The sequence below is a fragment of the Spirosoma profusum genome (genome assembly GCF_014699005.1).
Lineage (GTDB): Bacteria > Bacteroidota > Bacteroidia > Cytophagales > Spirosomataceae > Spirosoma > Spirosoma profusum.
On the sequence record NZ_JACWZY010000007.1, the window covers coordinates 90,600 to 113,951 of the forward strand.

Here is a 23,352-nt window from a genome sequence, read left to right on the forward strand (position 1 = left end):
AGTTGCTTTTATCCGTATGAAAAAAACGCTGTTGTTTCTTTTACTAAGTTGTTGTTTTACAATAGTAGCCTCGGCTCAGCAGGGCCGTGTATTGACACCCGCCGAGCAGCGGCAAAAAGAGAAAATAGAAAAGGAGGTTCAGCGCGAACGACAGATTCGGGCCCAATGGTTGCAGGACCAACGGGACTATGAAGCCAAAAAGGCCGAAAAAGAACGGCAGCGTCAGGCAAAAAAAGCTGCGAAGGAGAATCCCGTCCAAAAATCGGCTCCTGCTCCGGTAGTAACGCCCACCACTACGTCGGCCCCAGCGACTGATGCGCCAGCAACGTCGGCTCCAGCCGTTGCTGAGCCTAGTCGTAAAGAAAAACGGGAGAATAAGAAAAAGGAGAAGGCTACCGAACCGACACCCTCTCCGGCCACCACAACCCCAGTAACGACAGAAGCTCCTGCTGCAACCACACCGGCTCCTACGTCGGTCGAGCCTACGAAAGTGGCTGAGCCGGCAAAACCTAAACGGGAAAGAAAGCCGCGAGTTACCCCGAAGCCGGATTCTGCTGACGTAGCATCAGCTAATACCAGCGACCCCAACGTAGTACAGCCACGAAAAGAGTTTCTGCCGAAAGGTCATTTGTTTGACCCGATCCTGCTTGACCCGCTCGAAGCGCAGACCTATGGAAGTGTATTGCCAGCCTACTGGACGGAAGGAAAAAAATATCCGGGAAGTATCGTTCCGTTTGCCTTTGGTTTTGCGAAGCCATTCTATCGACGTACCACCGCCGAGGGGCGTTCGTCGGAGTGGGTACTGGATTTAGCATCGTTCACGCAATTTGAGGCTTATTACGATGCTAAAGCCGACCGCGCCCGGCGGACAATCATGAACAATGATTATAAAGTCAGTATCATCTACAACCTTCGTCGGGGTGAGAATAACTACCGGTTCCGGGTATATCACCTCTCGTCGCACCTGGGCGATGATTACATCTACCGAAACCAGATTACGGCCCCAACGCCCAATTCGGTGAATTATGAATTGCTGGACGTAACGTACAGCCGAAATGTGAATAACTGGCGGCTCTACGGTGGCGCGGGTATTGTGCTACGTAAGTCGGAAGAGCGAAAGTTGCTGAGTGCGCAATTGGGCGCCTTCTATAAAAAGCCATCTCTCAAAGCGACCCGGCTGGTGGGTGGTCTGGATATTAAATTCTGGCAGCAAACCGATTTTCGGCCCGGTATTCACGGAGGTATTGGCTTCGAACTAGGCCGGACACAGAACAATCTGACGTTCCTGCTGGAAGGTTATTCGGGTTTCCGACCCTACAGCCAGTTTGAAAATCAACAAACCTCCTGGATTGGCTTCGGCCTGTATCTGAACCCGTTCTGATATAGGAAGTATGATGTATGCGATATGATGTAGAACGACGCATTATATCGCATACATCATACTTCATACATTTTATATCCTACATGACTTTCTCCCCTCTCACGGCCATTTCGCCTATCGACGGTCGTTACCGGTCGCAAGTTGATGCGCTGGCTCCTTATTTCTCGGAATACGGCCTGATTCATTATCGGGTACGTATCGAAATTGAATACTTCATTGCGCTTTGTGAGTGGCCGATTCCGCAATTAGCATCGGTAGAACCTGCACAGTTTACCGGACTTCGAGCGATCTATCAGAACTTTACAGAAGCCGATGCGCTACGTATCAAGGAAATCGAGAAAACGACGAACCATGACGTAAAGGCGGTCGAGTATTTCATTAAGGAGAAATTGCAGGGTTCGCCGGTTGAGCCGTTTTTAGAGTTTATTCACTTCGGACTGACCTCGCAGGATATCAATAATACGGCTACACCACTGCTTCTAAGCGAAGCCCTCGAAACAGAAATAGTGCCGACGTATCGACAGGTTTTTGTTCGTTTGCAGGAGCTGGCTCAGCAATGGGACAACGTACCAATGCTGGCCCGCACACACGGGCAGCCTGCTTCGCCTACGCGCTTGGGCAAAGAGTTGATGGTCTTCGTGGAACGTATCGAAAAGCAGCTTCATTTGCTGGATTCCATTCCGACGGCGGCAAAATTTGGTGGTGCGACTGGAAATTTCAACGCTCACGTAGTAGCCTATCCGAACGAAGACTGGAAAAAATTCGGCGATAAATTCGTAGAAAGTCTGGGTATGGTACGTAGTCAGTTTACCACTCAGATTGAGCATTACGATATGTTGGCCGCTACGTTCGATGCCTTCAAGCGGTTGAATACCATCCTCATTGACCTCGACCGGGATATCTGGACTTACGTATCAATGAACTATTTCAAGCAGCGACTGAAAGAGGGAGAAGTCGGTTCGTCGGCTATGCCGCACAAAGTAAACCCCATTGATTTTGAAAATTCGGAAGGGAATCTGGGGATTGCCAACGCCTTATTCGAGCATTTATCGGCCAAGTTGCCTATCTCGCGGCTCCAGCGCGATTTAACCGATTCGACCGTGCTACGTAGTACCGGCGTTCCGTTTGCCCATTCTGTGATTGCCCTAAAATCGCTGTTGAAAGGATTGAATAAGCTGGAACTGAACGTAGCAGCACTTAACGCTGATTTGGAAGATAACTGGGCCGTAGTGGCCGAAGCAATCCAAACCGTTCTCCGACGCGAGGCATATCCGAAGCCCTATGAAGCACTGAAGGCGTTAACGCGTACCAATGAAAAAGTTACGGAACAAACCATCAGCCAGTTTATTGATGAATTGAACGTAACGGATGCTGTAAAAACTGAATTGCGAGCCATCACGCCGTTTACTTATACCGGGATTTAGGGATTTTTACTGTTTTCTATGTTTAAAAAGGTAATTCCAATTATATATAGATATCCTCATCGATTACATCTATTATTCTATTTTATAGATAAGGGTTGGCATACTATTTGATATTATAATTAAAGGAGTTACTTACTGGGTAGTTAGTTTGTTGGTAGGTATATCGAAAACTGTAAGCCGAATACATAGGGTACCGAATAATATATAGTAGGTAAGTTATAGTTATTGATTTGCCCCAAGGCATAGCCTTTGTAATCCGTATGACGGGTGCAAAGGCTATGCCTTTTGTGCTTTAATGTACCTCCCTAATAATCTACCGTATGTCCACTTGTACTTTGACAGGCTTCTGTCGCTGGGGAAATCGTACCCCCACCGACCGAAGCCAGGTTTCGTTTCCGATACGTAATAATCTAATTGCTTTCCTGCTAAAACTTGTTAAGCTAGAAATTATTGGGCTGTTGTTGCTTGGTATGAGTGTTGCTCAGGCGCAATACCTTCAATGGAGCACATCGGCGCCCAATAAACATGCTGGCCAGGGAGTTGCCCATAAAATTGGCCCCGATGGCGCTATTTACGTATTGACCGAAGGTCAGAACAACGCATCGGGCTACTCAACTGGCGATATAAAGGAGTTTGGGCCGCCTTTATGGGGAGCGGGTGGTGGTTATAACGCGATTTTATCGAAATACTCGCCCGACGGTAATACGTTGTTGTGGGTACGAATCTTCAATGGGGGCGACAACAGCAGTTTTGCACCATTGGATTTCGAACTGGCGCCAAACGGCGAACTGGTTCTGCTTTGTTCAGTGAACGGAAGTGATCACGTACCAGCACTGATTACACCCAACGGCTTCCAGACGAGCCCGTCCAACGGGAACGTAGCGATTCTGATGAAGCTATCGCCAGATGGTAAAACGATTAATTACGGTACGTATCTGGGATCTGTTAATGGTGGCGCCAACGAGCGGTCGAGGTTCTGGAATGAATCGCCTTATTTCCAGAATCTGATTGTCGCTCCAGATGGCGCTATGATTCTGATGCTCCAGAACCAAACCTGGTCGGGGGCCTTACCAACTACGCCCAACGCCTACCAGGCCATGCCAAAAGGAGGTAGCGACGACCCTTACATGGCTATTTTCAATCAGGATGGCACGTTACGTTACGCTTCGTATTACTCGACCAACGCACCCGGCGCCCAATTTCCAACCGATATTCTGGCGGATGCGGATGGAAGTTTCCACGTAACGTATCGAAATGGCAACGGTCATATGCTGCCCGTTACGCCCGGAACCGCCTACGCTACTCCATCGCTGGCCAATCAGGTAGGGTACATTGGCCATTATAATTCGTCGGGTCAGCTAATGGAAGCGACGTCCTTGCCTGGAACGCAGGTGCAGGGCATTCGGAAACGGCCCAACGGAAATATTGTGGTAATGGGCGTTCTGACCACACCCGCCGAATTTACGATTGTGGGTTCGTCGCCTTATACGGCCTCGCAGAACGGGCAATTAACATTGACCGAATTCGACCCGACGTTACGAACAGTAATTCGAAGCGTAGTGATTAGCCCCGGCAATGTGGATGCGTCGGATATGGAGATTGACGAGCAGGGGCGGATTCACATCAGCGGGAAAGCCAATGCAGCGGGGGCCATCAGTCCGACACCGGGTGCGCTGCATTCATCGTTTGGCAACAACAATACGTATTACCTGGTAGTCGACTGCAATTTTGATAAGGTTCTATACGCTACGTATCTGAATACCGGCGAAAACAACGCCACCACGGGCGCTTACGATCTGGAACTGAGTGGCTGTCGGGCGACCATTCTGGCGACAGCCGGTTCGCAGCAGCCTTACCCGGTTACACCAATCGGGCTAGCCAATGACGGTACGTCAACGCTGACGGGCTATAACCTGACCGCTAATCCGGAAGGGTCTACGGTTTACCTGACTGCCTTCAATTTTGCGAAATACGTCCCTACTACAAATACAATTGCGGCTACCGTTACTTCCTATTGCGAAGGAGCGGGATTATTTCCGATAACTGGCTCGAGGCTAACCTATACAACGCCTACCCTCAAAGGAGTCGCCGATGCTAATCCGGCTCCTTACTCGCTGTATTATCAGTGGCAAAGCAGCGCGTCGATGGCTGGTCCGTGGACCGATATTCCAGGTGCGACGACCAAAGATTATACACCGGTTTCCTTAACGGCCGGATCAGTTTTCTTTCGTCGGGCCGGTCGGCAAACACCTTTCGATGCTACGTGTTCTCCCGCTGCCAGTTGCGTCGAAACGAATTACAGCAACGTAGTAGAATACACGGTTTCGGGAAATAAAGCCGCTTCGACAAATCTGGCCAGCCAGCCGTACGGTATTTGTAGTGGTGCTACGTTGTCGTTAAACGTAGTAATTACGCCGGGAAGCGATGGCGACCACGGCGCCTATGCCTACCAACTTAGTCCCTTAGGTGGAGGATCGCCGGTTTTTTCGGGAACCGTTGCTACGTCGGCAACACCAATTACGTTGCCCATTACCACCGAAGGTGAGTTTTGGCTGAACGTAACGGATAGTCGAGGCTGCACTAGTTATGATACGTTAAAAACGCTATTCTTCGACATAAAACTTCCCGCCCGAACGGTGTTTACCTGCGGAAATTCAAGCGTTACGTTGGGACCACCGGCCTTACCGCCAACCTATGCCAACGTACCAACCAATACGTTCAGCTGGTCGCCGACGGCCGGGCTCGACAATCCGAACGGCATCAATCCAAGACTATCCAACTTACCGGCACCGGGCGCATCGCAGGATTATTATCTGGATTTCAACGGCTGCCGTATCGATACCGTTACGGTGACCAACCAAAGCGTGACACCGCTACCGATGTTACCCAGTTTGACTGTCTGTCAGGGTGATACGGTTCGGCTGGGTCAGGGGCTCACGGTGCAGGCTGGCGTCGATTACCGATGGGCGCCGGGCCTTGGTATTGCCGACCCTGCTTCTATTCACCCACTTTTAACGGCTTCGTTTGCTCCGCAAGGTGCGAATACACTAACGTATACCGTACAGGCTTCCAACGGCGTATCGGGTTGTCTACAAACTACAAATCAGCAGGTTACCATCTTCAAAACGCCAAATAATGCCTTTAATCATATCCAGCCTTACGTGTATTGCGCGCAGGCAGGGCCACCAGCCGCGACCCATTTTGGCACTCCTTCCGAAACCGGAATCATGTATAGCTGGACGGCGGTTGTCACGAATTTATCGGCTACACAAGGCGTACCGACCCCCGAACAGGCGCTGACTTTTTTGAATAGCACAACCGCTTCGAACGTATCGATGCAGATGCCCGGCTCCGGAATCCCGAACGGCGGACTGGCGGATGGTGCGTATGACATTATGTATATCCGAACCAGCCAGAACACCGTTAATGGGAGTTGTGCGCGGGCTGATACGGCCATTCTTCGATACATGATTGGTTGTGGTCCCGGTGGCGATTTCTGCCAACTCGACCAGAAAGGAGGTACTGAAGGCCAATGCGGTGGTTCTACTACGACCATCGGTCCCATCACTACGGCTGCCAATGGCATTTACACCTGGTCGCCAGTCGCTGGTTTGTCAGACCCGAATACCGGTTTGCCTTTAACACCGGGTGGGCCACATCCAGCCAGAGTAATTGCGAATCCGTCGGGGCTGGTGGCCATCGTGTATACGTTGGCGCTGGCGTTACCCGGCGTACCCGATACGTGCCGGGTGTTTGTGAAAGTCTTTCCAGCGCAGGCGTCATTACCGGTTACGTCCTACTCATCGCCACTTGCTGCCTGTAAGGGAAGTACTGTACAGATTCAGGAGACACCCATTCCGGGATATACGTATCAGTGGACGCCGGGAATCGTTGTTAACGATTCGACGATAGCAAACCCCACTACGTTGCCTTTAACGTCAGATAAAACCCTGTATGTGAACGTAACAGATGCTGCAACGGGTTGTTCGGTACGTGATACGGTAGCCATTCTGGTAACGCCAATCGATAACAGTGCCGGTGCCGATGGTACGTATTGCGAACCATCAGGCGGTAGTGTTACGATTGGAACAGCGGCAAAATCGGGGTATACCTATTCCTGGTTTTCGCCAACAACGGGCGTTACGTTCACTTCGACTACCAGTGCCATCACCAACGTTACTATCGCTCCCAATACTCCTGGTCCGATCTTGTTTATCCGGAATGCAACCAATGGCAATACTTCGGCCAATTGTTCGTACGCCGATACAGTTTACTACCGACCGTTTACCTCGCTCTCGCTACGTATACCAACGCCCGGACGCTTGTGTAATGGGGGAGGAGGCTCCATAATTATTGGCCCTGTTTCCGACCCAAACCTAACGTATCTGTGGTCGACGGGAGAGACGACAGCTCAGATTAGTGTATCCGCAACCGGAATGTATTCGGTAACGGCTGGGCAGGGATTATGTATCGCAACGGCAAACGTTGACGTCCAGCCAGCCATCGAACCAACGGTGAATTTTGATGCAAGTCCAATTCCGGTACCCTGTAATGGCCCTTTACTGATTGGCGTAAACAACTCGCCCGATGGCGGCTGGAGTTATAGCTGGAGTCCGTTCACGGATGTTTCGTCGTCGGCCAGAGACATGTCTACCATCAGCGTTTTCCCAAGCGCACCAACGGAATATACCCTGACGGCTAATCACGTAACGGGTTGCGTAAAGACGTTTGTTTTCCCGGTTCCGGCTGCCAGCTACGTAGCGATTCTGCCCACGTCGCTCAACTTCTGCGAAGGCGATGGCCGTCCGCGCGAAATTCCCCTGAACGTACCGCCCCAGGGTAGTACTGTAACCTGGATCGCCAGCCCAGCCAGCGCAACAGCTTATTTAAGCTCAGTAACGGACAGCCGACCTATCTTCGACATTACGTCGGCTTCTGCCGGTACGTATAGCTACACCGCCACTGTGACGTATGGAAATGGTTGCGTATCAACGGTTTCGGTGTTGGTGAAAGTAGGAAAAGCTGCGACTGTTCTGGCAGGGGAAGATAAAACCGTTTGTCTGGGAAATTGTGTACAGATTGGCACGCCAGCACGGATCGGCTACAGTTATGAATGGACGACGATACCGTATGATGCCACGAAAGTAGCGCAGATTTCAAACCGGACGTCGGCTATGCCTACTGTCTGCCCCACCTCGAATACGACGTATCAGGTTAGCTATTACGATGCGTCGTCAGGTTGTTCGTTCAGCGATGATCTCATCGTGCAGGCTACCACCGCCAACCCAACTTTAACCGTTAAAAATCTGAATGTGGCTTGCCAGAATGCCAGCGGTAACGCTACGTTCGATCTGGCCAACGCTATCCTGACGAATACCGGAACAACAACGAGCTATTTCGCCGATGCAACTGCCAGCATTCCAGTCGCCAATCCGATTTCGCTACCAACAACGTATTACATTAAGTCGGTTTCGTCTGATGGATTCTGTTCAACGGTGAAACCTGTTAGTGTTTCGTTCACTGCTTTTGCTGACGTTAAGGCAGTTGCTACGTCGCCAGTTTGCAGCACCAACGGCACTGGTACGTCGGTAAAAGGATATGTAACGCTGAGCGATTACGTAGCGGGCAGTACGTATCAATACGTGGAAGGGATTGATTTTGCGACTGGCACGAAAATTCCGGCCAGCCCGGCAAACCTGACCGGTTTTTCATCAGTGATTATTCAGAATCTGGATGACACTGTATTGCCGAAAACTTACACGATTCGGGTATTTAACCCGACAGATCCAACCTGCTATTCCGAAAAACAGGTGACGGCTCAGCCATCGGGCTGCTGCTTCAAACCCGTTGCTGGCCCAGACCAGACAATCTGTGCGCCAGCTACAACGGCGAACGTAACGGCGGCTGGTGCTGGCGAAACATGGTCAGTTCAAACGGGCAATCCAGCAACCGCCAGCATTACGCAGCAGGGCGAAATTTCGGGCATGACCGCCGACGGTACGTATCACTTCATTCTCACCGTTGGCACAGGCTGCACCGATACGTTACAAATTATACGTAGTACGCCCATTAGCCTAACCGTTTCGCCCGGCCAATGTAATACGGTAACAAACCAGTACACGGTCAGTGGAACGGTTTCGCTTACCAATGCTCAGTTGGGTGACTTGATTATTTCTGATGGAACAGCCAGTACTACGCTAACGATTGCCAACAGCACAACGACAGTCCCCTTCTCGTTTTCGGGCTTAACATCGGACGGGGCCAGTCATACGGTGGTTGCGATGCTCAGTAGTTGTGGTATGAATAGCGCTACGTATACTGCCCCGCAGCCTTGCTTACAACCAATTGTCAAACTGGAAAAACAGGTGGACAAGTCGCGCGCTCGACAAGGAGATACACTCACCTACGCGCTGATATTGACCAATGAAGGCTCGGCTCCAGCCACAAACATCGTTGTCCGCGATTCTACGTCGAATGGTATGACTTATCTGGCGAATTCGGCCGCCGTTCCTGCCTCTACTACGTTCAATCAGGGGGTTCCGGTCAGTACGTGGCTGGTGGCTTCGCTATCGCCGGGACAAAGCTTATCCATGACGTTTCAGGTTCGGGCCGATAGCTCGGGCATTCTGTACAACACGGCCAGCATCCCCGGCGATACAGCTATTGCCTGTACATCCATACCCGTAAAAGTATGCGCTGGCGAACAATTTACGTTCCTGATAATGGTACCTCCGGGACGTAGCAGCTACACCTGGTTGAAAGATGGCCAACCGATTCAGGGGCAGACTACCAATACGTTATCGATAACGGCTGTCGGTACGTATAGCTTACTTACGAATAATTCGGCGGGCAATTGCCCTGATTTCAGTTGCTGTCCGTTTATCCTGGAAGAAGAGCCGGTTCCTTCTTTCAACCCTACCTCCATCGCTGCTACGTGCTTAGGTAGCGCCGTTCAATCGAATGGGCAGCTTGTACTGACGGATTTTGATGCATCTCATACGTACCAGTATAGCGCTGGGGCCACCTTCGATGCTGCTAACGTATTGTCCGGTGCTGCCGCTACAATTCCGGCAAATGGGGTATTAGTCAATACGTTGGCGAATCCGGCAGCGAGTCAGTTTTATACAGTACGTGTGTATAACAGCACGGGTTGTTACAGAGACGTAACAGTCGTGCTTGATCCGACCGTCTGTGCCTGTCCAGCAGATCGATGCGTACCTTTTGTCGTTCAGCAGACGAAACGGCCACCGCGTATCGGCGGAAGATAAGTTTTTAGATTGGATAGAATTGTATCGCCCCAGCCAGTTCCTGTAACAGGGAAGGTTGGGGCGATGTGTTAATAGCTGGCCATATGAACCAGTTGATAAAGTAGTACGCTACGTTCCAATCATTACTTTAATACCCCGGTCTTCCAGATTTCGGACGGCCTCTGGTGACGTATTACTGTCTGTAATAACGTACTGAATCTGTTCAAGATCGCCTATTTTGCCGATACCCCGTTTGCCGAATTTCGACCAATCGGCCATAACCGCTACGGCCTGAGCGGTTTCCAGCATCTTTCGATTCAAACTAACTTCAGTGAGGTTACTAATGGATAGCCCAAAATCGAAGTCAATTCCATCGATGCCGATAAATAAGAGGCCACACGACAGATTTTCCAGCATTTGCTCAGCCAGTGCCCCCACAACTGAATGCGAATTAGGCCGGATAAGGCCACCCAATTGCAAAACTTCTACGTTAGCGCGGCTGCTGAGTTCATGAGCTACTTTCACGGCGGGCGTAATAACAGTCAATGCTTTTGCCGGATAAAGAGAACGTGCCAGTTCGAAAACGGTTGTTCCTGAGCTAATTATGATGGAATCGTGCTGATTCACCAGCGCGAGGGCCGCTTTGGCAATTTTTTGTTTTTCCTCCGCATTGATGAGTTCTTTCTCATCGATGGGTTTTTCAAAAGCGTACGGATTCGTGAGTGAACCACCCCCGCGCGTCCGAAACAGCAGGCTTTTGTCTTCCAGAAGTTTCAAATCCTTTCGAATCGTAACACCTGATACGTCCATGAGGTCGCTCAACTCCTGAATATTAACTCGTCCGCTTTCTTTCAGTTGCTGTAATATTAATTGATGTCTTTCCGTTATGCCTCTCATTATCAGTAAAGCGCGTAATGATATGTGTTGTTTTTACGTAGGGTTTGCTGCATAGTCTTCTAGTGGCAAATCTATTAAAAAGCAACTCTAGTTAGTAATGTATTGTATTATAAATACTTTTAAACTGACTTTCAAAAAATTTAATTTAATTTTTATTTGTTTCGTTAAAGCTTTTCGTATTTGTTTGTGTCTATCTATTGTTACTTAAGTACAATAAGATTCTTTCAATAGCTTTTTCATGAATTTCTGAATCGTGATTTAAATCCCGGTTCAGAAATTGACTATTCCTTCCTAAATCTGCATAAACATGAATTCTGTATTTGACAAAGTTGGCCTGCCTAAGCCATTGGCCTGGGGCTATCTGGGTATCATTATTTTTATGATGGGCGACGGTGTTGAGCAGGGTTGGCTCAGTCCTTATCTGCTTGAACATGGGATGAGTATCCAACAATCGGCTTCGTTATTTACGGTTTATGGCATTACTATTGCCATTTCTTCCTGGTTTTCAGGCGTCCTGGCTGAAGGCTACGGGCCACGAAAAGCCATGCTGGCTGGTCTACTTTTATACATCATCGGCACGATTGGTTTTGTGGGCTATGGCATGGAAAAACTCAGTTTTCCGATCATGCTGCTAACCTATGCCATCCGGGGTTTTGGATATCCCTTGTTTGCTTATTCGTTTCTTGTCTGGATCACGTATCGAACCCCGCAGAACCAACTTGGGCGAGCGGTCGGCTGGTTCTGGTTCGTGTTTACGGGCGGTCTTAACGTATTTGGTGCCTGGTATTCCAGTTGGGCCATCAAGCAATTGGGGTATCAAAATACACTTTGGTCGTCGATTTTCTGGGTTTCATTAGGCGCTTTCTTCGCGTTGATACTTAACCGCGATCAGTTTCGTCCGTCGGCAACGGCTGCCGGAGCAAAAACAAAAGAACTGCTTAACGGACTGACAATCATCCAGAAAGAACCTAAAGTGCTCATAGGCGGTATTGTGCGGATCATCAACACGACAGCCCAGTTTGCTTTTCCGGTGTTTCTACCCATTTATATGGCTACGCATGGTTTCGATACCATTCAGTGGCTGCAAATCTGGGGGACCATTTTTACCAGCAACATTATTTTTAACCTGATTTTTGGCTTCGTCGGCGACCGGTTGGGATGGCAAAACACCATTACGTGGTTTGGGGGTGTAGGCTGTGGTATCACTACGTTATTATTCTATTATTCGCCGATCTGGTTTGAGGGTAGCTATGGCATGGTGCTGCTTTCGGGCGTACTCTGGGGGGCGCTGCTGGCGGGATACGTACCACTAACGGCCTTAGTGCCTTCGCTAGTCAAAGAGGATAAAGGCGCTGCTATGGCCATTCTGAATCTGGGGGCTGGTCTACCCGTTTTTGTCGGTCCAGCGCTGGTGGGACTTTTTATCGGGACTATTGGCAATGAGGGTGTTGTCTGGATGCTGGCTATTCTGTATTTCATCAGTGCCATTCTGACCCGTTTCATTACGTTACCCAGCGAATCCGTTCAAACGAGTACCAAAGCTGCCACTGCCTGACCGGAATGGTCATTTTCTATCAACGCATTGAATGACAACCAATATGAAAATAGTAATTACTGCCCCTTACTATCAGAAGGCGCAGGATGAATTAAAGCAACTATTTGGCGAGGTGATTTATCGCCCCTGGAAAGAACTGGGTCACGGCTACACCGAAACTGAACTCATTTCTCTATTGCAGGAAACACAAGCCGACGCGCTTATTACCGAACACGATCACGTAACGGCAGGTGTTATTGAAGCCTATCCAAACCTGCGCTTTATTGGCGTCTGTCGCGGAACGCCGTCGAACGTTGCGGTGGAGACGGCTACTCAGAAAGGCATTCCGGTTATTAACACGCCTGCCCGAAACGCACAGGCGGTTGCCGAACTGTTTATCGCCAATCTGATTACGATGTACCGGCATACACTGGCCAGTATTCGCTGGCTGGAGGGCGAAAATTGGGAAGCCGGTGCCCATACGTCTTATCTTCAGTTCAAAGGCAACGAAGTGGCGGGTAAAACGATTGGGATGGTTGGCTTCGGTGCAGTTGGGCAAACGATTGCCAATCTGATACGTCATTTCCCGACGCAGATTCAGTATTATGATCCATTCTATACGTCTGACGATACGTATTACCAGAAAGTGACGCTGGAAGAAGTATTTGCTACCAGCGACGTAGTGTCGATTCATTTGCCAGTTACGGAAGAAACTAAAGGGCTGATCGACAAACGATTACTCTCGATGATGAAGCCGGATGCCATTTTTGTCAATACAGCCCGCGCCGTTGTGGTAAACCGGAATGATTTACTGGACGTATTGGAACAGAAGCAGATTCGCGGGGCTATCCTGGACGTGTTTGACTATGAGCCACCGGATGAGATCGATTACAAACTGATTCATCGCGACGACGTATTGGCGACTCCGCACATCGCTGGTGCTACGTTCGAGGTCGAAGACCATCACGCCGATATTTTGAACCGGGCGTTGCACAACTATTTTATTGGGAACAAAAAATCGATTCGGCAACTGGTCAATCCGGCTGTCTTGGTAACCAACGAAGCTTGATTTGCCATTGGATATGACTGCACAGGACGCTTATCTGATTATTGATGTTGGTACCGGAAATGTTCGGGTCGCCGTGGCCCAACCAGATGGACAGATTCTTCAGGTCGAACGGGAAGATGTTCACTATGAACGAGATAGCCAGTATCCGGAATCCATTTATTTCGATCCCGAACAGACTTGGGGGCAAATTCTTCGTCTTGCAAAAAAAGCGTTGGCCAACAGTGTTGACGTAACAATCCGGGCCATTACGGCTACGAGCCAGCGTGAAGGTATTGTGGTGGTGAACCGGGATGGACAATCACTCATTGGCATGCCCAACATCGATCATCGGGGCCGTGAGTGGGAAAACGACATCGCCAATAAAGATTGGATCTACAATCTGACTGGTCGTTACCCGACCTCGCTTTTTTCAGCACTGAAATTGGTGGGATTACGGCAACGTAGAGAAAATCTCTGGCAGGAAGTTGTTACGTTTCTGAGTATCAGCGATTGGGTACAGTATCAGCTAAGTGGAATTGCTGGCTACGAACACTCGCAGGCTTCCGAAACGCTGCTCTACGACGTAGCGGCCAAACGGTGGTCACCCGATTTGTGCACTACGTTCAGCATTGATACGTCACTTTTGCCACCTTTGATATCGTCTGGAACCGTTCTGGGAAAAATTCATGAATCGGTCGCGACGGAGCTGGCTATTTTGCCCGAAACGCTGATCATCGTTGGCGGAGCCGATACGCAACTGGCCATTCGGAGTACGCAGCCATCGATAGATGATGTCGTTATCGTGTCCGGTACCACCACGCCTATTACTAAAATTGCGGCTCACTACGTAACAGATGACCAGCAACGTACCTGGACCAGCCGCCATACCGATGCTGACAGTTTCATCCTGGAAGCTAACGCGGGCGTAACGGGTCTCAACTATCAGCGTTTGAAAGAAATTTTCTACCCCAACGAATCCTACGAAACGATTGAGCAGGAGGTTATTGCCAGTGAACACTCGCAGTGCATAGCGGCTCTGGGTTCGTTGCTGGCCGACGAGAAAACGCCACTCATTCGAGGTGGTTTTCTGTTCAATACGCCGGTTTCGCACCAGCTGACGCGGGGTGATTTTGTCTTTGCTACGCTCTGGGACATTGCCTGTAGCATTTACGAAAATTACAAAAGCCTCTGTGAGGTTAGTCCGCATTCGCTGGACTACATCTGGGCGTGCGGGGGAGGGGTACAGAGTCGGGTGCTACGTCAGTATCTGGCTAATCTGACCCGAAAAAAAATCATCATTCGTGATACGTATCGACAGGCGTCGGTGGTCGGTGGGGTCTTTGTATGCAATCAGGCACTCGGCCTTCCTGATCCTGAACCTTCCACCCTGGAAAGCCTTGTTCCGAACGATGAAGCGCGTTTTATGGATTTATACGCCGACTGGAAGCGCGTTCGTCAGACCTTTAAAACCCTGAGTTGATGCCAGCTTATTTTATCGGAATCGATATTGGTACACAGGGCGTACGGGTTGTCCTGGTTGACGAAAAGGGGGAAATGGAGGCTTCTGCGTCGGAGGTTTTTTCGTTGACCGAACAATCCCGGCTTGAACAATCGCCCCAGGAATGGTGGGACTGTTGCCGACGCTGCCTGAACGTATTGATACGTGATTTACCATCCAACGTAATAAAACAGTCGATCAGATCGATAGCCGTTACGTCGACGTCGGGCACGGTTATTCCCCTGGATGAACGTAACGAACCGCTTCATAACGCTCTTATGTACAGTGACCCTCGCTCGGCTGCGGAGGGAAAAATCTGCAAGACTGTTGCTGAAACGTACCATGCCGAGGGCTACACAGGCTTCAATGCGTCGAGTGGGTTGTCGAAAATCGTTTGGTTTATCAATCAGTTTCCAGAACAGGCCGCCCGGATTCATACCTGGATTCACGCGGCTGACTATATCACCGGAAAGTTGTCGGGTAATTTTGGCGTCACGGACTATACTAATGCGCTGAAATCAGGATATGACGTAGTGAACGAGTGCTGGCCAACGTATCTGTTCGATCAATTGCCGCTTCAGAAAAGTTGGATGCAGGACGTAGTGCCTTCTGGCAAACCCATTGGTACGTTGTTACCCAGATTGGTTAATGAATTTAGCCTGCCGCCCGTTACGGTTGTAGCCGGTATGACGGATGGCTGTGCCTCGCAGGTGGCTTCAGGAGCCGTTCGGCCGGGTGACTGGAACACAACTATCGGTACTACGTTGGTCGTGAAAGGCGTTACGTACCAACCCCTTAACGACCCTGAAGGACGATTGTACAGTCATCGACATCCTGAAGGGTATTGGATGCCGGGTGGAGCCAGCAACATCGGTGCCGATTGGGTATCAACCGATTTCGGGGATAAGCTCCAGATACTGAATGAAGAAGCAGCTCAACGGATTCCTACGTCTTATGTCGCCTATCCACTACGTCGGCCGGGAGAGCGATTTCCATTTATTTCGCCTAATGCGCGGGGGTTCGCGCCCGACGGGCTTTCGGAAGTGGCGTTATTTGCGGCTAATATGGAGGGCGTTGCCCACGTCGAGCGATACGCCTACGAACTGATCGAACAGCTATCGGGCGAAACTGTCCGTGCGGTGTATACGGCAGGTGGCACCAGCAATAGTGATACGTGGCTGGCGATACGTAGCGCCGTGCTGAACCGGCCCATTTATAAGTGTACTCACGTAACGGGAGCCGTTGGCGCGGCTATTCTGGCGGCTTCGCAAACGTATTACGGGTCGTTGAGCGAGGCCGCGCGGGCAATGACGCATATCGAGAAAGAAATAGTACCGCATGCTGATTGGATACAATCTTATGACGAAGGTTATGTACGGTTTATACAGACATTGCGAGAAAAAGGGTTTATTCATTGAAAAATTATGCTGACTGTGTATTTGTTACGTCATGGCGAAACCTTCTGGAATGCTGATGGCAATCGATACTGCGGTGCTTCTGATATTGGCCTGACTGAGAAGGGTTTACAGCAGGCGCATCAGGCCGCTGACGTTCTACGTGGTATTTCGTTCGACGCCATCTATTCGTCACCCCTGCAACGGGCTTTTCTAACGGCTCAGATTGCGTCGGGTAAACCAGACAACGTTGTCGTAGACGCCCGCTTAATCGAAGCCAGTTTTGGGCGATGGGAGGGGAAAACCCGAGCCGAATTTATAGCTGAAGCTCCGCATTTATGGGATGACTGGTGTCAGGAGCCAGACAATATCCGTGCAGGTGGCGAAGGCGATACAGCTATGGAGATTGTTAATCGGACTGATGCTTTTTTTCAGGAAATGCAGCAGAAACATCCGGGGGCAACCATTCTGGTGGTAGCTCATAACGCTGTCAATCGATTTTACATGGCCTGGAAATTGGGTATGCCGCTCAGAAATTACCGGAGACTGGTTCAGGAAAATTCGTCTGTTACGTTGTTTAGCCTGGATGAGGAAGGAGAATTTAGTTTGTTGAAGTTGAATTGTCGGTAATGCCATTAAAACACGTCTTTGTCATGCTGAGGCACGAAGCAGCTTAAAGTATCTTAGCTAGTTTGTTTGAATACCTTAAGATGCTTCGTGCCTCAGCATGACAAAGACGGTTGTTCTTTCAAGGTTTAAACGAAAAGCCATAGCAATCTAAATCACTAATACGTATGAAACGATTCTTGTACCACGGCGGAGTTGCTACGTTAATAATGTTCTGTTTCGCCAGCAATCTCAGCGCCCAGTCGTTACAAACGCTTCCTGTAAAAACCATCCAGGACCTGCACGATTTTTTTAAGTGGTCGAACCAAAAAGCACCGATTATCAGCGGACATCGAGGTGGAATGGTGAAAGGTTTTCCGGAAAACTCAATTGCTACGTTCGAGAATACACTAAAACATACGCCCGCTTTTTTTGAAATCGATCCCCGGCTGACCAAAGACAGCGTCATCGTACTCCTGCACGATGCTACGTTGGACCGTACCACCACAGGAACCGGAAAACTGGGCGATTATACGTGGGAAGAATTGAAAAAATTTCGGCTGAAAGATGCTGAAGGTAACGTAACAGAGCATCGAATTCCGACGCTGGCCGAAGTTATCGAGTGGGCACGTGGCAAAACCATTCTCAACCTCGATCGCAAGGACGTACCGTTTGCCATGACAGCCGCCCTTATCCGAAAACACAACGCAGACGCGTTTATGATGCTCACGGTTCATGCACCTGAACAGGCTCAGTATTACCTCAGGGATAATAAAAATCGTATGTTTTCGGTATTCATCAAAAGCAAAGCCGAGCTGGAATCTTACGAAAAAGCAGGTGTTCCGGCCGCCAATATGATTGCGTACATCGGTCCGACTATAAAACCGGAAAACAAGGAATTGTATCAGCTGCTGAACGGTCGGGGCATTATGTGCATGATTTCGGCTGCTTCGTCGTACGATAAATTGACCAACTCCGAAGAACGGGCTGCCGCTTACCGAGCGATTATCGCCGATGGAGCTACTATCCTGGAAACAGACCGGCCTATAGAAGTGGCCGAAGCGCTCAAAAAACTGAAGTAGGTAGTTTATGGCCCAAACAGGCTCCGGCTGTTTGGGCCATAATTCTATCAGAGCGCATAAATATTACCCAGTGTTCGGTAAAAGCCTCCCTGTGCCGATTCTTCGATGGAGTCGACCAGATAAAGCTGATTCTCTTTCCGAAGGTTATGGGGGAATTGAACGTACCAGTCGTGATACCCTTCCGATACGACTTTCACGCGGAGTTTGCCGCCTTCCCGAACGCATTTTAACATAACACCAGTTGTTCCGGCTGGCGCTGCTTCCAGCAACGTACTGGTCACTATGTCGATGGTGGAGGCAGGTGCTTTAATATCACGAACCGTGAACGTCTGCCCGGATTTTGCCTGCTCAATGGCCTGTTCGCTCACATCTACGCAGGCGAAGGAACCGTCGGTGGTAACGATGTAAAGTTTTTCGTTCAGGTACTGCATCGAATAGGCTGATCCACAATCCGTTGCCAGTTTCCAGAGTCGTTCGCCCTTCTCGTTGAAGCAATAAAGTGATGAGCTGCTGTCACCAGCAAACACGTAGCGTCCATCGGGGGAGGCTGCACAGGAGAAAACCCCACCATCGGCCTTGAATAGCGTTTTCGGATTTCCGCTTTTGTCGAAACTGTGAATAGTTCTTGAAGCTGTACCGGCATAAACGACATTGTCGATTTGCCAGCCAAACAGCACACTTCCTGTTGGCTGATGCCAGACGACCGTGTTACTTTCCCAACCGTAGTAACAACTCACGCCCTTCGAGTCACCGTAAAAAATCCGGCCAACCTCATCGCAACGTACCATCCAGGCACTATCACCGGCTGTTTTTACGGCCCATTGTTCCTCATCTTCGTAGTTCACCGTAGTCAGATTCCCTGCGGCATCCGAAACGGCCAATAAACCACTCTGAATATCAAGCCAGTAAATGTCGATATGCTCACTTATTTCGTAGGCCAGCCGGGGCGTTTTACCCGATAAATCATATACGTTCCCGTCGTCGCAACCTACGTAGATCCAGTTTCCATCGCCCACAATGCACTTCACGCCTTCGGCAAAACGGTACTGGACCATTACGTCGGCTTCGTGATTGAGTTTATAGACAATTCCGTCCTCATTACCGACCCAGCAACTGGTTTCATCAACAAAAATCCCGTAAGCTGGTGATCCTGAACTAAATCGCCATAAAATCGGTGCCTGATCTTTAACCGCTGATGGCTGACTGACAATGGTTCGTCGGGTGGAGGTACGCTTTTTACGCTGCCCCTTTATGGCATCCACGTAGCCTTTGCGCTTCTTTTCGCTGATCTTTTTCTGTGCGAATTTCTCCGCTTCGGCTTCCGTCGAGAGTGTTTGCGTGCTTGCACTGCCATCGGTACCAATGCGGCCGTAGGTAATTACAACGGTCGTACCATCGACCACAACTTCATAGAATTTATGAGCACTACCAACTGTTTCTTCTTCCGAAAATTCGAGATAATAGGTGGACATAATTGAATGGTTATATGGTTTTGGACGAAATAAGTTACCAATCAGCTTTATTTACCCCTTCGATAATTCCGTGGCCCGCACCTGAGCAGCTTTGATACCTGCTACCAATGTATCGGATAAGGCGCCACTCTCGAAGGTACGTAGCGCGGCTTCGGTGGTGCCACCTTTCGAGGCTACAGCTTTGATAAGGTCATCCAGCGATTTATCAGCGGTGTTGATGAGGTGATAGGCACCGAGCATGGTTTGTTTCACCAAAAGGGCCGATACGGCATCGTCAAAACCCATCTGTTTGCCAGCGTCGATCATGGCTTTAACGACGTAGTAAAAGTAGGCGGGACCACTGCCGCTGAGGGCTGTAACCGCATCCAGCATGGCTTCATCTTCTAAAAAAATAGACCGACCTGTAGCGTTGATGAGGTTTTCAACCCGGCGCAGATTAGCTAAATCAACCTCTTTTGCTGCTGTAAAACCGGTGATACCCATACCCAGCATGGCGGGTGTATTGGGCATGGCACGTACGACCAGTGGGTGCGCTAGTTTTTCCTGAATCTGATTGATGGGAATGCCTGCCATAATACTCAAAACGACCTGATTAGGCTGGACAACATCACGTAGTGATTCGTATACACTGTTGAAATCCTGCGGTTTAACCGACAGAATTATCAGGTCAGTTTCGCCCACGCGTGGGCCAATCGTATCGACAACGACCCCGGCTTTTTCGGCTTTGAGCGCTTCCGAGCGGTCGGTGCTTTTTTCGATGAGGAGCAGGTTATCTTTTTTTACCAGATCGTATTGGAGAAACGATTTGGCGAACGCCATGCCCATATTACCACAGCCAACAATTGCAATTTTCATTTTTCGAGAATAAAAAGTGAATGAATAAATCGCCGAAACGATAGAAAATGATGTAGTGCTGATGAAGTGGTAAACAAAAAGGGCCAGACTACTGAAGCCTGACCCTGCAAAACTAATGAATCCTTTTTGTCCTGCTGACGAAGCCGGGCCGCCGGAGCGGAAGATCTTAAATTTCCCTTCCTGGCTTGTTTGGATGCCTTAAGATGCTTCCGCTCCGGCGGCCCGGCTTCGTCAGCAGGACAAAAAAAATCATTGACCACCTTTGAGAACTTCTTCTAATTTTTGCTCCAACGCTTCACCCCGAAGGTTCTTGGCGATAATTTTTCCTTCTTTATCGAGCAGGAACGTAGCGGGGATGGCCTGAACGCCGTACTGTTGCGCGGCTGCCGACTGCCAGAATTTCAAATCCGATACGTGCGTCCAGGTAAGGTTATCATTACGTATAGCTTTAGTCCAGTTTGCTTTTGCCTGATCAAGCGATACGCTGTAAATAGCGAAGCCTTTGTCTTTGAACTTGTTATACATCCGTACTACGTTCGGATTTTCAGCCCGACACGGTCCGCACCACGATGCCCAGAAATCGATTAATACGTATTTTCCACGTAGCGACGACAGCGGAACTGGATTGCCAGTGGTGTCCGTAAGCGCAATCTCCGGAGCCTGAGCACCAACTGCTACACCTTTGATACGTGCCACCCGACCGATCAGCGATTTGGCGTGTGGGCTGTTCGGATTCTCTTTCTCGAACCGAGTCGCCAGCGCGTCATACGTAGCAAAATCGTTCTCAATGTTAATGAAATTCAGGGCAAATAATGAAACCAGCGACGTGCCCATTTCGGGTAGCATGGCTTTCACTTTGGTCACTACATCCTGCTCGGCTGCCTGGTATTCCTGCTCAATTTGAGCCGCTTTTTTGTTATCTTTTTTCTCGGTGGCGGCAGCCATCTGTTTATTCCAGTTCTGCACTTTGGTTTCCATATCGGTACGTAGCGTCATCAGCTTTTCGTAGTACTCCATATTTTTGGACCCCGTAATGGTTGCCTTGCCCGTCTGACCGGTTTTGGCATCCATCCGAAAACCGTCGGCTGTTACGTTAAGGGTTTCACCGCCTTCAACAAGTAGAGCCAGTTTCTGCCCACCTCCTACGTTCAGAACGAAAACTTCACCACCGTCGGCTACGTTGCCTTTGAGTGTGAAGGCATTAGCGGCAACTTTAGCCGAATCGAGTTTGCGGGTAGGCTGTGTGTTAGCTTCCAGATACACGTAACTGCCAGGGGCCGCGTTTTTAACTTTGCCGATTACGGTGAAAGGCTTAGTGGCCTGAGCCTGAGCAGCGACGCCAGCGGCCAGCAAACTGAGGATGGTGAATACTACGTTCTTCATTGTTTTTGGAGTGTCTTCGCTAATAACTCATTAACCAATTTGGGGTCGGCCGAACCTTTCGATTTCTTCATGACCTCACCCATAAATAAACCCAGCAGATTTTTCTTGCCTTTCTGGTATTGCTCTACTTTGTCGGGCCAAGCCGCTAGTACTTCTTCTACCAACGTTTGTAACGTATCCGTATTGCGATTCTGAATCAATCCGTGTGCGCTGGCGAGGTCGGCGGGCGATGCTTCGGGCGCGTCAATCATCAGTGTAAAAACCTGTTGCGCAGCCGTCTGGCTTATCGTTCCTTCGTCAATTAGCTTTAGTAAAGACGCCAGTTGTTCCACCGAAACCGGAAACTTGCGCTCACGTAGTGTTTTCTCGTTGAGTTGCCCTTTTACAGGACCCATCACCCAGTTCGAAGCCGCTTTGTAATTAGTTGTTTTCGTACAAACAGCTTCATAATACTCGGCTAGCTCTTTGGCATCGGTCAGCAACGTAGCGTCGTAATCCGGCAGACCATACATGGTCGTGAATTTATGATGCAATGCAGCAGGTAACATTGGCATACGATCCTGAATATCAGCCAGCCACTCCTCCGAAATCACGACCGGCGTGAGGTCAGGATCGGGAAAGTAGCGGTAGTCATTCATGGTTTCTTTCTCGCGCATGGCATAGCTCTGGCCCGTTGCCGCGTCGAACGTACGCGTTTCCTGCGTGATACGTTCGCCAGCGCCGGATTCCGTCAGTTCAACCTGCCGCCGAAATTCTGAATCAACCGCTCGCATTACGTTCCGGATCGAGTTCAGGTTTTTTACCTCAACCTTCGTGCCGAGATGCGTTGCTCCCTTCGGTCGAATGGAAATATTTACGTCGCAACGTAGCGACCCTTCTTCCATATTACCATCGCAGATATCCAGGTAACGTACCAGTCGCCGAACTTCAGTCAGGTATTGACCGGCTTCGTCGGCGGTACGTAGGCAAGGCTCCGTAACCATCTCAATGAGTGGCGTTCCGGCGCGGTTATAGTCCAGTTGAGTTGTCCAATCGCTGCCGTCGTGTATACTTTTCCCGGCGTCTTCTTCCAAGTGGATGTGATGGATCTGGATGGTTGTCTGGTAGGATTTGCCCGTATCAGGGTCTTTGGCGGTTATGGGAATTCCCCCGCCGACACAAATAGGCCCTTTATCCTGCGAAAGCTGATACCCTTTTGGTAGGTCGGGATAAAAATAATTTTTGCGGGCAAAAACGTTATGTCGTGTAATGGTGCAGCCACAAGCCAGCCCCATCCGAACGGCGTATTCAACCACTTTGCGGTTGAGTTTGGGCAACGTACCGGGATAACCCAACGTAATGGCGCTGATATTTGTATTCGGCTCGGCCCCGAACGCATTGGTGTCGGCCGCGAAAATTTTACTTTGGGTTAGTAACTGACAGTGCACCTCCAGACCGATAACGGCTTCATATTTTGCCAAGATTTCTGGCGAAAGGCTTGCTTCGGCTACCATTGTGGACATTTGATTGTTTGGCGCAAAGATAGCGAAAA

The 23,352-nt window shown here is 49.7% G+C and carries 14 protein-coding genes; 9 read left to right on the top strand and 5 right to left on the bottom strand.

Annotated features, from left to right (window positions below):
- The first annotated feature begins 16 nt into the window (after positions 1 to 16).
- The 3 genes from IC229_RS10595 (at position 17) to IC229_RS10605 (ending at position 10,073) form a co-directional block, all read left to right on the top strand.
- Positions 17 to 1,381, top strand: a complete 1,365-nt coding sequence (locus IC229_RS10595) for a DUF1207 domain-containing protein (RefSeq protein ID WP_190886937.1) — start codon at positions 17 to 19, stop codon at positions 1,379 to 1,381.
- 83 nt (positions 1,382 to 1,464) lie between these two features.
- The gene (purB, locus tag IC229_RS10600) at positions 1,465 to 2,805 is read left to right on the top strand and encodes an adenylosuccinate lyase (protein ID WP_190886938.1); all 1,341 of its coding nucleotides are present in this window, start codon (positions 1,465 to 1,467) and stop codon (positions 2,803 to 2,805) included.
- 320 nt (positions 2,806 to 3,125) lie between these two features.
- Entirely contained in the window at positions 3,126 to 10,073 is a 6,948-nt protein-coding gene (locus tag IC229_RS10605; RefSeq protein WP_190886939.1) for a DUF11 domain-containing protein, read from the top strand.
- Between the two features lie 108 nt (positions 10,074 to 10,181).
- Here the strand turns inward: IC229_RS10605 and IC229_RS10610 are convergent, their stop codons facing one another.
- On the bottom strand, positions 10,182 to 10,949 hold the full coding sequence (locus tag IC229_RS10610) for a DeoR/GlpR family DNA-binding transcription regulator (RefSeq protein ID WP_190886940.1): 768 nt from the start codon (positions 10,947 to 10,949) through the stop codon (positions 10,182 to 10,184).
- A 307-nt stretch (positions 10,950 to 11,256) separates the two neighbouring features.
- On the opposite strand from IC229_RS10610, the gene IC229_RS10615 reads away from it, so the two are divergent.
- From IC229_RS10615 to IC229_RS10640, 6 genes are all read left to right on the top strand, one after another.
- On the top strand, positions 11,257 to 12,504 hold the full coding sequence (locus tag IC229_RS10615) for an MFS transporter (protein ID WP_190886941.1): 1,248 nt from the start codon (positions 11,257 to 11,259) through the stop codon (positions 12,502 to 12,504).
- A 43-nt stretch (positions 12,505 to 12,547) separates the two neighbouring features.
- Positions 12,548 to 13,552 (top strand): 2-hydroxyacid dehydrogenase, encoded by a 1,005-nt coding sequence (locus IC229_RS10620; RefSeq protein WP_190886942.1) that lies wholly within the window; start codon positions 12,548 to 12,550, stop codon positions 13,550 to 13,552.
- Positions 13,553 to 13,565: 13 nt separating this feature from the next.
- Complete coding sequence (locus tag IC229_RS10625) at positions 13,566 to 15,011, top strand: FGGY-family carbohydrate kinase (RefSeq protein ID WP_190886943.1); 1,446 nt, start codon at positions 13,566 to 13,568, stop codon at positions 15,009 to 15,011.
- On the top strand, positions 15,011 to 16,447 hold the full coding sequence (locus IC229_RS10630) for an FGGY-family carbohydrate kinase (protein ID WP_190886944.1): 1,437 nt from the start codon (positions 15,011 to 15,013) through the stop codon (positions 16,445 to 16,447). Before IC229_RS10625 ends, IC229_RS10630 begins: the two co-directional genes overlap by 1 nt.
- A gap of 6 nt (positions 16,448 to 16,453) precedes the next feature.
- Positions 16,454 to 17,053, top strand: coding sequence for a histidine phosphatase family protein (locus tag IC229_RS10635; RefSeq protein WP_190886945.1), 600 nt, complete (start codon positions 16,454 to 16,456; stop codon positions 17,051 to 17,053).
- A gap of 164 nt (positions 17,054 to 17,217) precedes the next feature.
- Positions 17,218 to 18,111, top strand: a complete 894-nt coding sequence (locus IC229_RS10640) for a glycerophosphodiester phosphodiesterase family protein (RefSeq protein ID WP_190886946.1) — start codon at positions 17,218 to 17,220, stop codon at positions 18,109 to 18,111.
- Positions 18,112 to 18,158: 47 nt separating this feature from the next.
- Here the strand turns inward: IC229_RS10640 and IC229_RS10645 are convergent, their stop codons facing one another.
- The 4 genes from IC229_RS10645 to gatB all read right to left on the bottom strand — a co-directional run bounded on the left by IC229_RS10645 (position 18,159) and on the right by gatB (position 23,314).
- The gene (locus IC229_RS10645; RefSeq protein WP_190886947.1) at positions 18,159 to 19,583 is read right to left on the bottom strand and encodes a WGR domain-containing protein; all 1,425 of its coding nucleotides are present in this window, start codon (positions 19,581 to 19,583) and stop codon (positions 18,159 to 18,161) included.
- 51 nt (positions 19,584 to 19,634) lie between these two features.
- Positions 19,635 to 20,438, bottom strand: coding sequence for a pyrroline-5-carboxylate reductase (gene proC, locus IC229_RS10650; protein WP_190886948.1), 804 nt, complete (start codon positions 20,436 to 20,438; stop codon positions 19,635 to 19,637).
- A gap of 249 nt (positions 20,439 to 20,687) precedes the next feature.
- Positions 20,688 to 21,821, bottom strand: a complete 1,134-nt coding sequence (locus IC229_RS10655) for a TlpA disulfide reductase family protein (protein ID WP_190886949.1) — start codon at positions 21,819 to 21,821, stop codon at positions 20,688 to 20,690.
- Complete coding sequence (gatB, locus tag IC229_RS10660; protein ID WP_190887116.1) at positions 21,818 to 23,314, bottom strand: Asp-tRNA(Asn)/Glu-tRNA(Gln) amidotransferase subunit GatB; 1,497 nt, start codon at positions 23,312 to 23,314, stop codon at positions 21,818 to 21,820. The genes IC229_RS10655 and gatB overlap by 4 nt, the downstream gene beginning before the upstream one ends.
- Positions 23,315 to 23,352 lie beyond the last annotated feature (38 nt).

What these genes read in the sequence shown, in the direction of transcription:
- gatB (WP_190887116.1), bottom strand. Translation starts at nt 23,314, where the DNA reads ATGGTAGCCGAAGCAAGCCTTTCGCCAGAAATCTTGGCAAAATATGAA.
- IC229_RS10595 (WP_190886937.1), top strand. Translation starts at nt 17, where the DNA reads ATGAAAAAAACGCTGTTGTTTCTTTTACTAAGTTGTTGTTTTACAATA.
- IC229_RS10630 (WP_190886944.1), top strand. Translation starts at nt 15,011, where the DNA reads ATGCCAGCTTATTTTATCGGAATCGATATTGGTACACAGGGCGTACGG.
- proC (WP_190886948.1), bottom strand. Translation starts at nt 20,438, where the DNA reads ATGAAAATTGCAATTGTTGGCTGTGGTAATATGGGCATGGCGTTCGCC.
- IC229_RS10605 (WP_190886939.1), top strand. Translation starts at nt 3,126, where the DNA reads ATGTCCACTTGTACTTTGACAGGCTTCTGTCGCTGGGGAAATCGTACC.
- IC229_RS10615 (WP_190886941.1), top strand. Translation starts at nt 11,257, where the DNA reads ATGAATTCTGTATTTGACAAAGTTGGCCTGCCTAAGCCATTGGCCTGG.
- IC229_RS10655 (WP_190886949.1), bottom strand. Translation starts at nt 21,821, where the DNA reads ATGAAGAACGTAGTATTCACCATCCTCAGTTTGCTGGCCGCTGGCGTC.
- IC229_RS10640 (WP_190886946.1), top strand. Translation starts at nt 17,218, where the DNA reads ATGAAACGATTCTTGTACCACGGCGGAGTTGCTACGTTAATAATGTTC.
- IC229_RS10610 (WP_190886940.1), bottom strand. Translation starts at nt 10,949, where the DNA reads ATGAGAGGCATAACGGAAAGACATCAATTAATATTACAGCAACTGAAA.
- IC229_RS10645 (WP_190886947.1), bottom strand. Translation starts at nt 19,583, where the DNA reads ATGTCCACCTATTATCTCGAATTTTCGGAAGAAGAAACAGTTGGTAGT.
- IC229_RS10625 (WP_190886943.1), top strand. Translation starts at nt 13,566, where the DNA reads ATGACTGCACAGGACGCTTATCTGATTATTGATGTTGGTACCGGAAAT.
- IC229_RS10635 (WP_190886945.1), top strand. Translation starts at nt 16,454, where the DNA reads ATGCTGACTGTGTATTTGTTACGTCATGGCGAAACCTTCTGGAATGCT.
- IC229_RS10620 (WP_190886942.1), top strand. Translation starts at nt 12,548, where the DNA reads ATGAAAATAGTAATTACTGCCCCTTACTATCAGAAGGCGCAGGATGAA.
- purB (WP_190886938.1), top strand. Translation starts at nt 1,465, where the DNA reads ATGACTTTCTCCCCTCTCACGGCCATTTCGCCTATCGACGGTCGTTAC.